The 14795-nt window shown below is 66.6% G+C and carries 13 protein-coding genes; 5 read left to right on the top strand and 8 right to left on the bottom strand.

What is annotated here, in order from left to right:
• Positions 1 to 115: 115 nt before the first annotated feature.
• Positions 116 to 2713 carry an ATP-dependent chaperone ClpB gene (gene clpB / locus DM992_RS11390; RefSeq protein ID WP_111016876.1) on the bottom strand — a complete coding sequence of 866 codons (2598 nt, stop codon included), beginning with the start codon at positions 2711 to 2713 and terminating at the stop codon, positions 116 to 118.
• 141 nt (positions 2714 to 2854) lie between these two features.
• Complete coding sequence (locus DM992_RS11385) at positions 2855 to 3373, bottom strand: Rrf2 family transcriptional regulator (protein ID WP_111016875.1); 519 nt, start codon at positions 3371 to 3373, stop codon at positions 2855 to 2857.
• A 251-nt stretch (positions 3374 to 3624) separates the two neighbouring features.
• Here DM992_RS11385 and DM992_RS11380 point away from each other — a divergent pair, with 251 nt between their 5' ends.
• Positions 3625 to 4185 (top strand): group III truncated hemoglobin, encoded by a 561-nt coding sequence (locus tag DM992_RS11380; RefSeq protein WP_111016874.1) that lies wholly within the window; start codon positions 3625 to 3627, stop codon positions 4183 to 4185.
• Between the two features lie 64 nt (positions 4186 to 4249).
• Here the strand turns inward: DM992_RS11380 and DM992_RS11375 are convergent, their stop codons facing one another.
• The 6 genes from DM992_RS11375 to DM992_RS11350 all read right to left on the bottom strand — a co-directional run bounded on the left by DM992_RS11375 (position 4250) and on the right by DM992_RS11350 (position 10635).
• On the bottom strand, positions 4250 to 4726 hold the full coding sequence (locus DM992_RS11375) for a molybdenum cofactor biosynthesis protein MoaE (RefSeq protein ID WP_111016873.1): 477 nt from the start codon (positions 4724 to 4726) through the stop codon (positions 4250 to 4252).
• A 25-nt stretch (positions 4727 to 4751) separates the two neighbouring features.
• The gene (gene moaD, locus DM992_RS11370) at positions 4752 to 5009 is read right to left on the bottom strand and encodes a molybdopterin converting factor subunit 1 (RefSeq protein WP_011352296.1); all 258 of its coding nucleotides are present in this window, start codon (positions 5007 to 5009) and stop codon (positions 4752 to 4754) included.
• A 19-nt stretch (positions 5010 to 5028) separates the two neighbouring features.
• Positions 5029 to 6276 (bottom strand): gephyrin-like molybdotransferase Glp, encoded by a 1248-nt coding sequence (gene glp, locus DM992_RS11365; RefSeq protein ID WP_111016872.1) that lies wholly within the window; start codon positions 6274 to 6276, stop codon positions 5029 to 5031.
• 276 nt (positions 6277 to 6552) lie between these two features.
• Positions 6553 to 8004: a threonine synthase gene (gene thrC, locus DM992_RS11360; RefSeq protein ID WP_111016871.1), complete on the bottom strand. Its 1452-nt coding sequence runs from the start codon at positions 8002 to 8004 to the stop codon at positions 6553 to 6555.
• Between the two features lie 10 nt (positions 8005 to 8014).
• Positions 8015 to 9343, bottom strand: a complete 1329-nt coding sequence (locus DM992_RS11355) for a homoserine dehydrogenase (protein ID WP_111016870.1) — start codon at positions 9341 to 9343, stop codon at positions 8015 to 8017.
• A gap of 53 nt (positions 9344 to 9396) precedes the next feature.
• A complete protein-coding gene (locus DM992_RS11350) occupies positions 9397 to 10635 on the bottom strand; it encodes a pyridoxal phosphate-dependent aminotransferase (protein ID WP_034181248.1) in 1239 nt (412 codons plus the stop codon).
• A gap of 315 nt (positions 10636 to 10950) precedes the next feature.
• On the opposite strand from DM992_RS11350, the gene DM992_RS11345 reads away from it, so the two are divergent.
• The 4 genes from DM992_RS11345 (at position 10951) to DM992_RS11330 (ending at position 14792) form a co-directional block, all read left to right on the top strand.
• Entirely contained in the window at positions 10951 to 11325 is a 375-nt protein-coding gene (locus tag DM992_RS11345) for an Mth938-like domain-containing protein (protein ID WP_034181247.1), read from the top strand.
• Between the two features lie 123 nt (positions 11326 to 11448).
• Positions 11449 to 13125 (top strand): glycosyltransferase family 39 protein, encoded by a 1677-nt coding sequence (locus DM992_RS11340; protein WP_111016869.1) that lies wholly within the window; start codon positions 11449 to 11451, stop codon positions 13123 to 13125.
• Between the two features lie 13 nt (positions 13126 to 13138).
• Entirely contained in the window at positions 13139 to 13510 is a 372-nt protein-coding gene (locus DM992_RS11335) for an EamA family transporter (protein ID WP_014896865.1), read from the top strand.
• Between the two features lie 130 nt (positions 13511 to 13640).
• A complete protein-coding gene (locus DM992_RS11330) occupies positions 13641 to 14792 on the top strand; it encodes a DegT/DnrJ/EryC1/StrS aminotransferase family protein (protein ID WP_111016868.1) in 1152 nt (383 codons plus the stop codon).
• The last annotated feature ends 3 nt before the right edge of the window (positions 14793 to 14795 follow it).

Below are 14795 nucleotides of genomic sequence, written 5' to 3'. Positions count from 1 at the left end.
GCCCGCGCCGCTTCATGGCCCAATCGGGCCGCTCCATATGCAAACACCCCGCCGAGGCGGGGTGTTTGTTTTTGCGCGCCCGGCGCGAACCGGGCGTGCGGCCGGTGGCCGGCGTTCAGTGAACGACGCGGTCGAACACGAACTTGCCGTCGTTGACGTCGACCGGAATCACGTCCTTCGGACCGAAGCGGCCCGCGAGGATGAGCTTCGCGACCGGGTTCTCGATCTCCTGCTGGATCGCGCGCTTCAGCGGCCGCGCGCCGAACACCGGATCGTAGCCGACCTTCGCGATCTGCTCGAGCGCCGCTTCCGACACGTCAAGCGCCATGTCGAGCTTCGCGAGCCGGTCGTGCAGGCGCGCCAGCTGGATCTTCGCGATCGACTCGATGTTGCTGCGGTCGAGCGCATGGAACACGACGACGTCGTCGATCCGGTTCAGGAACTCGGGGCGGAAATGCTGCTTCACCTCGAGCCACACCGCGTCCTTGATTTCGTCCTGCGGCGCGCCGGTCATTGCCTGGATCACCTGCGAGCCGAGGTTCGACGTCATCACGATCACCGTGTTCTTGAAGTCGACCGTGCGCCCCTGCCCGTCCGTCATGCGGCCGTCGTCGAGCACCTGCAGCAGCACGTTGAACACGTCCGGATGCGCCTTCTCGATCTCGTCGAGCAGGATCACGCTGTACGGCTTGCGGCGCACGGCTTCCGTCAGGTAGCCGCCTTCTTCGTAGCCGACATAACCCGGCGGCGCGCCGATCAGCCGCGCGACGCTGTGCTTCTCCATGAACTCGCTCATGTCGATGCGGATCAGGTGCTCTTCCGAATCGAACAGGAACGACGCCAGCGCCTTGCACAGCTCGGTCTTGCCGACACCCGTCGGGCCGAGGAACAGGAACGAGCCGTACGGACGGTTCGGATCGGCGAGACCCGCGCGCGAACGACGGATCGCGTCGGCCACCGCGCCGATCGCCTCGTGCTGGCCGACCACGCGCTCATGCAGCTTTTCCTCGATGTGCAGCAGCTTCTCGCGTTCGCCCTGCATCATCCGCGACACGGGAATCCCCGTCGAACGCGACACGACTTCCGCGATTTCCTCGGCGCCGACCTGCGTGCGCAGCAGGCGCGGACGCGTCGGGTTGTGCTGCTCCTGCTCTTCGGCCTGCGTGACCTGCTTCAGTTGCGCCTCGAGCTGCGGCAGCTTGCCGTACTGCAGCTCCGCGACCTTCTCCAGCTTGCCTTCACGCTGCAGCCGCGCGATGTCCGCCCGCGCCTTCTCGATCTCTTCCTTGAGCTGCGCGCTGCCCTGCACCGCGGCCTTCTCGACGGTCCAGATCTCCTCGAGGTCCGCGTATTCGCGGCCGAGGCGGTCGATCTCTTCCTCGATCAGCTGCAGGCGCTTCTGCGACGCTTCGTCCTGCTCCTTCTTCACGGCTTCGCGCTCGATCTTCAGCTGGATCAGCCGACGGTCGAGCTTGTCCATCTCTTCGGGCTTCGAATCGATTTCCATCTTGATCTTCGAAGCGGCTTCGTCGATCAGGTCGATCGCCTTGTCGGGCAGGAAGCGGTCGGTGATGTAGCGATGCGACAGCTCGGCCGCGGCAACGATCGCCGGGTCGGTGATGTCGACGCCGTGGTGGAGTTCGTACTTCTCCTGCAGCCCGCGCAGGATCGCGATCGTCGCCTCGACGCTCGGCTCGTCGACGAGCACCTTCTGGAAGCGGCGCTCGAGCGCGGCATCCTTCTCGATGTACTTGCGGTATTCGTCGAGCGTGGTCGCGCCGATGCAGTGCAGCTCGCCGCGCGACAGCGCCGGCTTCAGCATGTTGCCCGCATCCATCGCGCCTTCGGCCTTGCCCGCGCCGACCATCGTGTGGATCTCGTCGATGAAGACGATCGTCTGGCCTTCATCCTTCGCGATGTCGTTGAGCACGGCCTTCAGGCGCTCCTCGAACTCGCCGCGGTACTTCGCGCCGGCGAGCAGCGCGGCCATGTCGAGCGACAGCACGCGCTTGCCCTTCAGCGTCTCGGGCACTTCACCGTTGACGATCCGCTGCGCGAGCCCTTCGACGATCGCGGTCTTGCCGACGCCCGGCTCGCCGATCAGCACCGGGTTGTTCTTCGTGCGGCGCTGCAGGATCTGGATCGAGCGGCGGATTTCGTCGTCGCGGCCGATCACCGGATCGAGCTTGCCCGAACGGGCGCGCTCGGTCAGGTCGACCGTGTATTTCTTCAGCGCCTCGCGCTGGCTTTCGGCATCCTGGCTGTGCACCTGCGAGCCGCCGCGCACCGCGGCGATCGCGGCCTCGAGCGCCTTGCGCGTGAGGCCGTGCTGGCGCGCGAGCTTGCCGGCGTCGCCCTTGTCGTCGGACACGGCGAGCAAGAACATCTCGCTCGCGATGAACGTGTCGTTGAGCTTCTGCGCTTCCTTGTCGGCCTGGTTCAGCAACCCGGCCAACTCGCGGCCGATCTGGATGTCGCCGCCCGTGCCCGTGACTTGCGGCAGGCGCGAGATCGCTTCGTTCAGCGCGCCTTGCAGCGCCTGCACGTGAACGCCCGCGCGCGACATCAGCGAACGGGCGGAACCGTCGTGCTGCGCGACCAGCGCCGCCAGTACGTGAACGGGTTCGATGTATTGATTGTCGCGGCCTGCCGCAAGGCTTTGCGCGTCCGCGAGTGCTTCCTGGAACTTGGTGGTGAGTTTGTCGATTCTCATTTTGTCGAGACCTCCAATTTTCGATTAACACCAAGATGAGGATGGTTATGCGGCTTTCAAGCGAAATTCGGGTTGATTCAGCGCAAAAAAAACGCTGGATGGCAACGCCGCGGCCCGGAGGCGGGACGCGGTGCTCGCGTGTCAGCCGCCCGTCGACGACGGTTCGACGGGCGCAGGCGATTCGTCCGGTGACGGCGCAGCGCGCACGAGCGCGACCGGACGGATGCCGAGCAACGCAGCAAGCGGCGACGCGGGTTCGACCAGTTCGCCGAGCGTGTGACGATCGAGCTCGGCAAAGAACGCATCGCGCGCGGCCGCCAGCACGCCCTTCAGGCGGCACTGCGGCTCGATCACGCAGCCGCGCGACTCGCTGCCGTCGGTCGAAAAGCAGCCGACCAGCGCGAAGTCGTTCTCGGTCGCGCGCACGACCTGGCCGACCGTCAGCAGCAGCGATTCGGGGAACAGCCGCAGCCCGCCGTTGCGGCCGCGGACCGTGTCGACCCATCCCAACTCGCCGAGCTGCTGCACGACTTTCATCAGATGGTTCTTCGAGATACCGTAGGCATCCGAGATCTCCTGGATCGTCGCGAGCCCCTCGCCGCGCACGGCAAGGTACAGCATCACGCGCAGCGAGTAGTCGGTGTAGTCGGTGAGTCTCATGGGCGAATACGGAAAAGATCGATCGTGCCCCGATTGCGCGGGCCGGGCCGGTCGGGACGCGCGCCGGGCCGGCTGACGGTCCCGTTCCGCGGCCCCGGGTTGCCCGGATGGCGCGCGCGCAATAAGATGCGTTACATCCGCACGTTTTCAGGGGTTGTTGGACGCTATTTTGCGTCAAAATTCTGCCGGCGTCCTGCGCGTTGCCCGCGCCGCCGCTTCGTCGTCGCCTCGATCTCCCGGCCCTTTTTGCCATGACCGCCCTGCCTGCCTCGCCCGAAACCGCCCCGGCCCGCCCTCGCGATGCCGAGCCGACCGAAGACAACATCCGCGATCTCGTCTACGCGTTTTACGACCGCGTGCGCGCCGATCCGCTGCTCGGGCCCGTGTTCGACGCGAAGCTGGCCGGCCGCTGGGACGACCATCTGCCGAAGATGGTCACGTTCTGGTCGAGCCTCGTGCTCGGCACCAAGGGCTACCGCGGCAACGTGCAGCAGGCGCACCAGCCGCTCGACGGGATCGAGCCGGCCCATTTCAGCCGCTGGCTGTCGCTGTTCCTGAAGACCGTCGAGGCGCGCTACGCGCCGCCTGCGGCGATCCGCTTCATGGAACCCGCACTGCGGATCGCGCAGAGCCTGCAGTTGAGCCGGTTCGGCTGGGATTACCGGATTCCGCCCGAGCAGCAGGCGCTGCTCGATGCGATCGCGCCACGCCGCCGCGACGCGGGCGACGATCCGCACGCATTGCCGTCGCGTGCCCGCGGCGAACCGGTTCCGACGAAGATCATCGGGCGCAACGCCGATCCGGACGCGTAACGCGTACACATCGCGCGCGACGATTACACATGCGGCACATCGCCGCATCGCGCGGACGCCGCGCTCAGCGCGGCGCGTTGCCCGATTCGACGCCCCAGCGCGCGAGCGCCGCATCGTCGGTGCTGCGCGCATCGACCCAGCGCTCGCCGTCCGGCGTCGTTTCCTTCTTCCAGAACGGCGCTTCGGTCTTCAGGTAGTCCATCACGAATTCGCACGACGCGAACGCATCGCCGCGATGCGCGGCGACCGTCGCCACCATCACGATCTGGTCGAGCGGCAGGAGCCTGCCGACCCGATGCACAATCGCGACGTCGATGCCCGGCCAGCGCCGGCAGGCCTCGGCGGAGATCTTCTCGAGCGCCTTCTCGGTCATCCCCGGATAGTGCTCGAGCTCCATCGCGGCGACCGAATCGCCTTCGTTCAGGTCGCGCACGGTGCCGACGAAGCACGCGATCGCGCCGATCTTCGGATTGCGCGCGCGTAATGCCGCGACTTCGGCGTTCAGATCGAAGTCGTCGGTCTGGATTCGTATCGTTGCCATCACACGCTCCGGTCCAGTGCCAAGCTCAACCGCCCGTCACCGGCGGAAAGAACGCGACCTCGCAACCTTCGGTGAGCCGCGTGTCGGGATCGGTCATCTCGTGGTTGCACGCCATGCGCAATGCGCGCCCTTCGGCGAGCGTCTCTGCCCAAGCACCGCCGCGCACGCGCAGCCACGCGCGCACGTCGCCGACGGTCGTTACGCTGTCCGGCACGTCGGCCTGCTCGTCGGCGACGCCCAGCGCTTCTCGTACGCTTGCAAAAAATTTCAGCTGAATCTTCATGGTTCGGGAAGCCGTCGCGTTACGACAGCAGTTCGGAAAACGGAATGAAACGCACGGTCTCGCCGGCGCTGATCGCGTGCTGCGGCGGATTGTCGATCAGGCCGTCGCCCCAGACCGTCGACGTCAGCACCGCCGAGCTCTGGTTCGGGAACAGATCGAGGCCGCCGGCCGCATTGACGCGTGCGCGCAGGAATTCGTTGCGCCGGTCGCCCTTGCTTTGCGAAAAGTCGGCGCGCAGCGACAGCGCGCGCGGCGCGACGTCGCGCACGCCGGACAGGCGCAGCAGGAACGGCCGCACGAACAGCAGGAACGTGACGAAACTCGATACGGGGTTGCCGGGCAGCCCGATGAAGTGCGCATCGGGGCGATCGTCGCCGCGCCGCACCGCGCCGTACGCGAGCGGCTTGCCGGGCTTCATCGCGATCTGCCACAGCGCGAGCCGCCCTTCGGACTCGACGGCCGGCTTCACGTGATCCTCGTCGCCGACCGATACGCCGCCACTCGTCAGGATCACGTCGTGATCGCGCGCGGCCTCGCGCAGCGTGTCGCGCGTCGCGGCGAGCGAGTCGGGCACGATCCCGTAGTCGGTCACGTGGCAGCCGAGCCGCTCCAGCAGCCCGCGCAGCGTGAAGCGGTTCGAGTTGTAGATCGCGCCGGGCTTCAGCGGCTCGCCCGGCATCGTCAGCTCGTCGCCGGTGAAGAACACCGCGACGCGAAGCCGCCGTGCGACCGACAGCTGCGCGCAGCCGACCGATGCGGCAAGGCCGAGCGCCTGCGGCGTGAGCCGAGTGCCGGCCGGCAGGATCACCGCGCCCAGCCGGATGTCCGCGCCCTGCGCGGTGATCCATTCACCGGCTTTCGGCGTATGCAGGATCTCGACCGCATCACCATCGGCCGATGCCTGCTCCTGCATCACGACGGCATCGGCGCCCGGCGGCACCGTCGCGCCGGTGAAGATCCGCGCGGCCGTCCCGGCCGCGAGCGGCACGGCCGGATGACCGGCCGGAATCCGCTGCGACACCGGCAGACGCCGCTCGCCGTGCAGCAGGTCCGCGACGCGCACCGCATAGCCGTCCATCGCGCTCGTATGCATCGGCGGCACGTCGAGCGGCGAGCTCACGTCGGCCGCCAGCACGCGGCCGAGCGCGTCGAGCGTGGCGACGGTTTCGGTTCCGGGCAGCGGCTTCGCGGCATCGAGCAGCGCGGCAAGCGCCTCGGCGGTCGACAGCATCGGCGCGCGCGGCGCCGCGGGATTCGGGTTCGACATCGATGGAATCGGGGAACGTTGGAGTCAATACGTCATTGTAGCGACGCCGTCGCGCGGGCGCGCGACATGGCCGACATGCGAAAACTGTGATCGTCGCGAACGCACGGGTCTGGCACCTGTTTCGCGCGACGTTCGACTGCAGACGCGCGGCGGGCTGTCGAACGCCTGCTTAACGCTGCACCGCGCCACCAAGCGAAACGGCCGGAACCCCGATCCGTTCGACGAATCGGCATTCCGGCCGTCCTGCGCAGCCGGGCCCGCGGGCCCGGCCGTGCGTCACGCGCCCGTATGCGCGGCGATGAAATCCTTCACCTGCTGCGCGTCGGCCTTCACGACCTCGAAGCGCTGCGGCAGCGCCTCGAGCCCGTCGAATGCGGCCGGCCGCTCGGCTTCGCGATCAAGCGCTTCACGGATCGTCTCGCCGAACTTGATCGGCTGCGCGGTTTCGAGCACGACCATCGGCACGCCTGCGTCGAGATGCTCGCGCGCAACCTTCACGCCGTCGGCCGTGTGCGTATCGATCATCGTGTCGTAGCGCGAGAACACGTCGCGGATCGTCGCGATGCGGTCCGTGTGGCTGCTGCGGCCCGACACGAAGCCGAACTCCGCGACGCGCGCGAAATCGCCGCTCGCCGCGAGATCGAAGCCGCCCTTCTCCTCGACGTCGCGAAACAGCTGCATCACGCGCGCCGGATCGCGGCCGAGCAGGTCGAACACGAAGCGCTCGAAGTTCGACGCCTTCGAGATGTCCATGCTCGGGCTGCTCGTGTGATACGTGTTCTCGGCGCTGCGCACGCGATACGCGCCCGTGCGGAAGAACTCGTCGAGCACGTCGTTCTCGTTGGTCGCGACCACGAGCTTCGCGATCGGCAGCCCCATCATCCGCGCGATGTGGCCTGCGCATACATTGCCGAAGTTGCCCGACGGCACCGTGAACGACACGCGTTCGTCGTTGGACTGCGTCGCCGCGAAATAGCCCTTGAAGTAGTACACGACCTGTGCGACGACGCGCGCCCAGTTGATCGAGTTGACCGTGCCGATCTTCTGCTGCGCCTTGAACGCGTGATCGTTCGACACGGCCTTCACGATGTCCTGGCAGTCGTCGAACACGCCTTCGACCGCGAGGTTGAAGATGTTCGGATCCTGCAGGCTGAACATCTGGGCCGTCTGGAACGCGCTCATCTTCTTGTGCGGCGACAGCATGAACACGCGCACGCCGGCCTTGCCGCGCATCGCGTATTCGGCCGCGCTGCCCGTGTCGCCCGACGTCGCGCCGAGAATGTTCAGCGCTTCGCCGTGCTTCGCGAGCGTGTACTCGAACAGGTTGCCGAGCAGCTGCATCGCCATGTCCTTGAACGCGAGCGTCGGACCGTTCGACAGTTCGAGCAGCGAGATCGGCGCGCCGTTCTCGGTGCCGAGCGTCTTCAGCGGCGTGATGTCGGCTGCGTTCTCGCCGTGGCGCGTGTTGCTGTACACGTCGGCCGTGTACGTGCGGCGCGTGATCGCGCGCAGGTCGTCGGCCGGCACGTCGTCGCAGAACTTCGACAGGATTTCGAACGCGAGATCCGCGTACGGCAGCGTGCGCCAGCGCGCGAGCTCGTCGGCGGACACCTTCGGATACTCGGCCGGCAGGTAGAGCCCGCCGTCCTTCGCGAGACCGCCGAGCAGGATGTCGGAGAACGTATGGCGCTCGCCGATGCCGGCGCCGCGCGTGGAGATGTAGTTCATGTCTTCCGCCTCAGTTCAGCGCTTCCATGCGCAGCTTCGTCACCTTCGACACGACCGTCGCGAGGCTTTCGATTTGCGTGATCGCCGCGTTGACGTTCTTCTCGAGCGTTTCGTGCGTGATCAGGATGATGTCGGTCTCGCCGTTCGCGCCGTCGACCTGCTCCGATTCCTTCTGCAGCAGCGCGTCGATCGAAATGCCCGATTCGGCGAGGATGCGCGTGATGTTGGCGAGCACGCCCGTCTGGTCGGCCACCCGCAGGCGCAGGTAGTAGCCGCTCGTGACTTCCTCGATCGGCAAAATCGGCGTGTTCGACAGGCTGTCGGGCTGGAACGCGAGGTGCGGCACGCGATGCTCGGGGTCGGCCGTATGCAGGCGCGTGACGTCGACGAGATCCGCGACCACCGCCGATGCGGTCGGCTCCGCACCCGCGCCCTTGCCGTAGTACAGCGTGGTACCGACTGCGTCGCCGTGCACGACGACCGCGTTCATCGCGCCTTCGACGTTCGCGAGCAGGCGCTTTTCCGGGATCAGTGTCGGATGCACGCGCAGCTCGATGCCGTTTTCGGCACGGCGCGCGATGCCGAGCAGCTTGATCCGGTAGCCGAGTTCTTCCGCGTAGCGGATGTCGGTTGCGTCGAGCTTGCTGATGCCCTCGACGTACGCGCGGTCGAACTGCACCGGCACGCCGAATGCGATCGCGCTCATGATCGTCGCCTTGTGCGCGGCGTCGATGCCTTCGATGTCGAAGGTCGGATCGGCTTCCGCGTAGCCGAGCTCCTGCGCGGCCTTCAGCGCGGTCGCGAAGTCGAGCCCGCGGTCGCGCATTTCCGACAGGATGTAGTTGGTCGTGCCGTTGATGATGCCTGCGATGTACTGGATGCGGTTCGCGGTCAGGCCTTCGCGCAGCGCCTTGATGATCGGGATGCCGCCGGCGACGGCCGCCTCGAACGCGACCATCACGCCCTTCGCGCGCGCCGCCTCGAAGATCTCGGTGCCGTGCACCGCGAGCAGCGCCTTGTTCGCCGTCACGACGTGCTTGCCGTTCGCGATCGCGCGCAGCACGAGCTCGCGCGCGATGCCCGTGCCGCCGATCATCTCGGCGATGATCGCGATCGACGGATCGTCGACGACCGAATTGAAATCGTCGGTGATCTGCGCGGCGCCGGCGTCGCCGCCGAGCGCAGCCTGCGCCTTGGCCGGGTTGCGCACGGCAATGCGCGTCACCTCGATGCCGCGCCCCGCGCGTCGCTTGATTTCTTCCTGGTTGCGGCGCAGCACCGTGAAGGTGCCGCTGCCCACCGTGCCGAAGCCCAACAGGCCAACTTTGATCGGTTCCATGCTGCGTGTGATCGATGAGTAAGAAGTAATGGGTTCCGTGTGGTCCTGCCCGCTCAGGCCGAATGGCGCTTGCGGTAGCCGTCGAGGAAGCGTGCGATCCGGTTGATCGAATCGGTCAGGTCGTCGAGGTTCGGCAGGAAGACCACGCGGAAGTGGTCCGGCGTCGCCCAGTTGAAGCCCGTGCCCTGCACGAGCAGCACGCGCTCCTCGAGCAGCAGGTCGAGTATGAACTGCTGGTCGTTCTGGATCGGATAGATTTTCGGATCGAGGCGCGGGAACATGTACAGCGCGGCCTGCGGCTTCACGCAGGTCACGCCGGGAATCGACGTGAGCATGTCGTACGCGAGCTCGCGCTGCTTGTACAGGCGCCCGCTCGGCACGATCAGCTCGTTGATGCTCTGGTAGCCGCCGAGCGCCGTCTGGATCGCGAACTGCCCCGGCACGTTCGCGCACAGGCGCATCGACGACAGGATGCCGAGCCCCTCGAGGTAATCCTTCGCGCGCCGGCGGTTGTCGCCGCCGAGGCCCGACACGGCCATCCAGCCCGCGCGGTAGCCGCACGAGCGATAGCTCTTCGACAGGCTGTTGAACGTGACGGTGATCACGTCCTCCGACAGCGAGCCCATCGCCGTGTGCTCGAGGCCGTCGTAGACGATCTTGTCGTAGACCTCGTCGGCAAACACGATCAGCCCGTGCTGGCGCGCGATCTCGAGCAGCTCCAGCAGCAATTCGTCGGAATAAAGCGCGCCCGTCGGGTTGTTCGGGTTGATCACGACAATCGCCTTCGTGTTCGGCGTGATCTTGCGGCGGATGTCGTCGAGATCGGGCATCCACGCGTTCTGCTCGTCGCACACGTAGTGCACGGGCGTGCCGCCCGACAGGCTCACCGCCGCCGTCCACAGCGGGTAGTCGGGTGCCGGCAGCAGCACTTCGTCGCCGTCGTTCAGCAGCGCCTGGGTCGCCATCACGATCAGCTCGGACGCGCCGTTGCCGATGTAGATGTCGTCGAGGCCGACGCCCACGACGCCCTTTTCCTGCGTGTAGTGCATCACGGCCTTGCGGGCCGAGAACACGCCCTTCGAATCCGAATAGCCCGACGACGCCGGCAGATTGCGGATCATGTCCTGGATGATCTCGTCCGGTGCGTCAAAGCCGAACGGCGCGAGGTTGCCGATGTTCAGCTTGATGATGCGGTGGCCTTCTTCCTCGAGGCGCTTCGCGTGCTCGAGCACCGGGCCACGGATGTCGTAGCAGACGTTGAGCAGCTTGTTCGACTTCTGAATCGGTTTCACGACGACACGGTTCCTGGGTTGGCCTTGCGGCCGGGGGACGGGATCAAAACTGGAAAGCGGCCGGTCTGTGCGCGCTGTCTAGACTGGGAAAAAGCGGGCGATCGCACACGACTTGTGGCAGCGCGCGATGCAAGTGGCGCCCGGGGGCGACCAAAAAGTTATAATTTAGCGGATTTTGGCCGACTTTCGCAATGCACCATAGCCGCACCGGGCCGCGCCATCAGGCGTCCCGCGTGCACCAGCGCGCGAAACCGGCCGCCCCGGGCCCGTGCGGCCCTGCGACACATTCCCCCTACGGAACCGCGGAATACCGATTTGAAACTGCACCAGGACGCGAGCGGCGCGCTCAACACCGTCACCGGCTACGGCCCCGATTATGTCGACGTCAATCTCGAACGCCATGAAACGAGCGTCATCGTGCTGCCCGGCGCGCCGGTCCAGGCATGGCCCGTGTCGTCGTTCGACGCGCTCGCGCCCGAGCATTTCGCGATGCTGCTCGACCCGACGCCCGAACTCGTGATCTTCGGCAGCGGCGCGCGGCTGCGCTTCCCGCACCCGCGGCTGGTCGCCGCGCTCACGGCCAGGCGGATCGGCGTCGAGACGATGGATTTCCAGGCCGCGTGCCGCACCTACAACATCCTGATGGCCGAGGGCCGCAAAGTCGCCGCTGCGCTCTTAATTGAACGTTAATCCCCGATGCGGTAAAACTCGGGCCGGCGCAGCGGGTCGATCCCCGGATCGGCCCGGCCAGGCCGCCCGCCCCCGGCGCAACCCGCCGGCGGCCCGTCACAACAACCAACAGGCTGAAAACCCATGAACGATATGCCGTCGAGGCTACCGCTCAATCGCATCACGCTCGCCCTCCTGCTCGTCGCGCTCGCGATCGTCTGGTTCGCGCCGCTCGGGCTGCGCCACCTGATCCCGAGCGACGAAGGCCGCTACGCGGAGATGGCGCGCGAGATGTTCGTCACCGGCGACTGGATCACGCCGCGCTACAACGGCTACAAGTACTTCGAGAAGCCGCCGCTGCAGACCTGGCTGAACGCGCTGACGTTCGCGTGGTTCGGCATCGGCGAATGGCAGGCGCGCCTCTACACCGCCGTCGTGAGCTTCGCCGGCGTGCTGCTCGTCGGCTTCACCGGCGCGCGCCTGTTCAACCCGCTGTCGGGCTTCCTCGCCGCCGTCGTGCTCGCAAGCTCGCCGTACTGGAACCTGATGGGCCACTTCAACGCGCTCGACATGGGACTCGCGTTCTGGATGGCGCTGTCGCTGTGCTCGCTGCTGCTCGCGCAGCGGCCCGGGCTGCGCCCGGCCGCGGTGCGCGGCTGGATGTGGGCGTGCTGGGCCGCGATGGCGTTCGCGGTGCTGTCGAAGGGCCTCGTCGGCCTGATCCTGCCCGGTGCCGTGCTCGTGCTCTATACGCTGATCGCGCGCGACTGGGCGCTGTGGAAGCGCCTGTACCTGGTGAGCGGCCTCGTGATCTTCTTCGCGATCGTCACGCCGTGGTTCGTGCTCGTCCAGCAGCGCAACCCCGAGTTCTTCAATTTCTTCTTCATCGTCCAGCAGTTCCGCCGCTACCTGACCCCGGAACAGAACCGCCCGGGGCCGCTGTACTACTTCGTGCCCGTGCTGCTGGTCGGCTTCCTGCCGTGGCTGTCGGTCGCGTGGCAGAGCATCCGCCATGCGCTGCGGATGCCGCGCCAGCCGAACGGCTTCTCGCCGATGCTCGTGCTGCTGATCTGGAGCGCGTTCATCTTCCTGTTCTTCAGCGCGTCGCATTCGAAGCTGATCTCGTACGTGCTGCCGATCGCGCCGGCGCTCGCGCTGATCATCGGCGCGTACCTGCCGCTGGTGTCGGCCGACCAGTTCCGCCGCCACCTGCTCGGCTACCTCGTGTTCTTCGTCGCCGCGGCGTTCGGGATCATCTTCCTCGCATACCAGGGTGACGCCCGCACGCCGAACGCGCTGTATCGCGCGTTCCAGATGTGGCTGTACGCAGGCCTCGCGGTCTCGGCCGCGCTGACGCTCGCGGCCGCGTGGCTGAACCGCCGCGCGGGCGTGGCCGCGGCAATCGCCGCGTTCGGCGCCGCCTGGCTCGCATTCGGCACGATCGGCGGCACCGGGCACGACGAGTTCGGCCGCTACAGCTCAGGCGCGCTGCTCGCGCCCGCCGTACGCGCCGAACTGGCGAAGCTGCCGCCCGACACGCCGTTCTACTCGATCGAGATGCTCGATCACACGTTCCCGTTCTACATGGGCCATACGACGATCATGGTCCAGCGCCAGGACGAGCTCGCATTCGGGATCTCGGTCGAGCCGAACAAGTGGATTCCGACCGTCGACGAATGGATCACGCGCTGGAAACAGGAAACCCATGCGCTCGCGATCATGCCGCCCGGCCAGTACGACGCGCTGGTCAAGCAAGGCGTGCCGATGCGCGTGATCGCGCGCGACAACCGCCGCGTGATCGTCGAGAAACCGCAATCGTAAGGACGCCCGCCGCATGAATCCCGTTTCGTTCGTCTGCATCATCACCGGCGTGATGCTCAACGCCTGTGCGCAACTTCTGCTGAAAGCCGGCGTCAACGCCGTTGGACACTTCGAATTCAGCCGTGCGAACATCATCCCGGTCGGCCTGAAGATCGCGACCCAGCTGCCGATCATCGGCGGCCTCGGCTGCTACGTGCTGAGCGTCGTCGTCTGGATCCTCGGGCTGTCGCGGGTCGACGTGTCGATCGCGTACCCGATGCTGTCGCTCGGTTACGTCGTCAATGCATTCGCGGCCTGGTACCTGTTCGGCGAGGTGCTGTCGGTCCAGCGGCTCGTCGGCATCGGCATCATTTTGATCGGGGTGCTCGTGCTTGCACGAAGCTGAGCATGCCTCGCGGCATTAAGCGCCCGCCTACAAAAAATCACGGTACGAATCCGCCAACCGGTGTTTAATGCCGGTTTCGGACGGGATTGCCCGACCCTTTTATTACACGCCATTACAGGCCAAAGCGTTCATGAGCCAGACTACCGCTCCGTTTCTGCCGTTCACCCGCCCCGAGATCGATGAGGAAACCATCCAGGGCGTCGTCGAAGTGCTGCGCTCGGGCTGGATCACCACCGGCCCGCAGTGCCAGAAATTCGAAGCGGCGCTGTCCGAATACTGCGGCGGCCGTCCGGTCCGCGCGTTCAACTCGGGCACCTGCACGCTCGAGATCGGCCTGCGCATCGCGGGCGTCGGCGCCGGCGACGAGGTGATCACGACGCCGGCGTCGTGGGTCTCGACCAGCAACGTGATCCTCGAGACGGGCGCGACGCCCGTATTCGCGGACATCGATCCCGTCACGCGCAACATCGACCTCGACAAGCTCGAGCAGGCGATCACGCCGCGCACGAAGGCGATCATCCCCGTCTACCTGGCCGGCCTGCCGGTCGACATGGACCGCCTGTACGCGATCGCGCGCGCGCACAACCTGCGCGTGATCGAAGATGCTGCGCAGGCGCTCGGCTCGACGTGGAACGGCAAGCGCATCGGCGCGATCGGCGACATCGTGTCGTTCAGCTTCCACGCGAACAAGAACCTGACGACGATCGAAGGCGGCGCGCTCGTGCTGAACAACGAGGACGAAGCGACGCTCGCGCAGAAGTACCGGCTGCAGGGCATCACGCGCACCGGCTTCGACGGGATGGACTGCGACGTGCTCGGCGGCAAGTACAACCTGACCGACGTCGCCGCGCGCGTCGGCCTCGGCCAGCTGCCGCACCTCGAGCGCTTCACCGCGCAGCGCCGTGCGCTCGCGCGTGCGTATTTCGCCGCGTTCGACGGCAGCCCGGCCGCGAAGCTCGGCGTCGGCCTGCCGGTCGCCGAATTCGAGAACGGCAACTGGCACATGTTCCAGATCACGCTGCCGCTCGAGCGGCTGACGATCCCGCGCGCCGAATTCATGGCGCAGATGAAGGAACGCGGCATCGGCACGGGCATCCACTACCCGGCGATCCATCTTTTCACGCTGTACCGTGCGCGCGGCTTCAAGGAGGGCATGTTCCCCCACGCCGAACGGTACGGCGCGTCGACCGTCACGCTGCCGCTGTTCACGCAGATGACGGAGGGCGACGTGCGTCGCGTGGTCGACGCCATCAACCAGATTTGCGAACAATACGGAAAATAAGCG

The organism is Burkholderia sp. JP2-270, assembly GCF_003233675.1.
GTDB lineage: Bacteria > Pseudomonadota > Gammaproteobacteria > Burkholderiales > Burkholderiaceae > Burkholderia > Burkholderia pyrrocinia_C.
The sequence above is the reverse complement of the archived record's forward strand: the minus strand, read 5'-3'. Positions and strand labels throughout refer to the sequence as shown.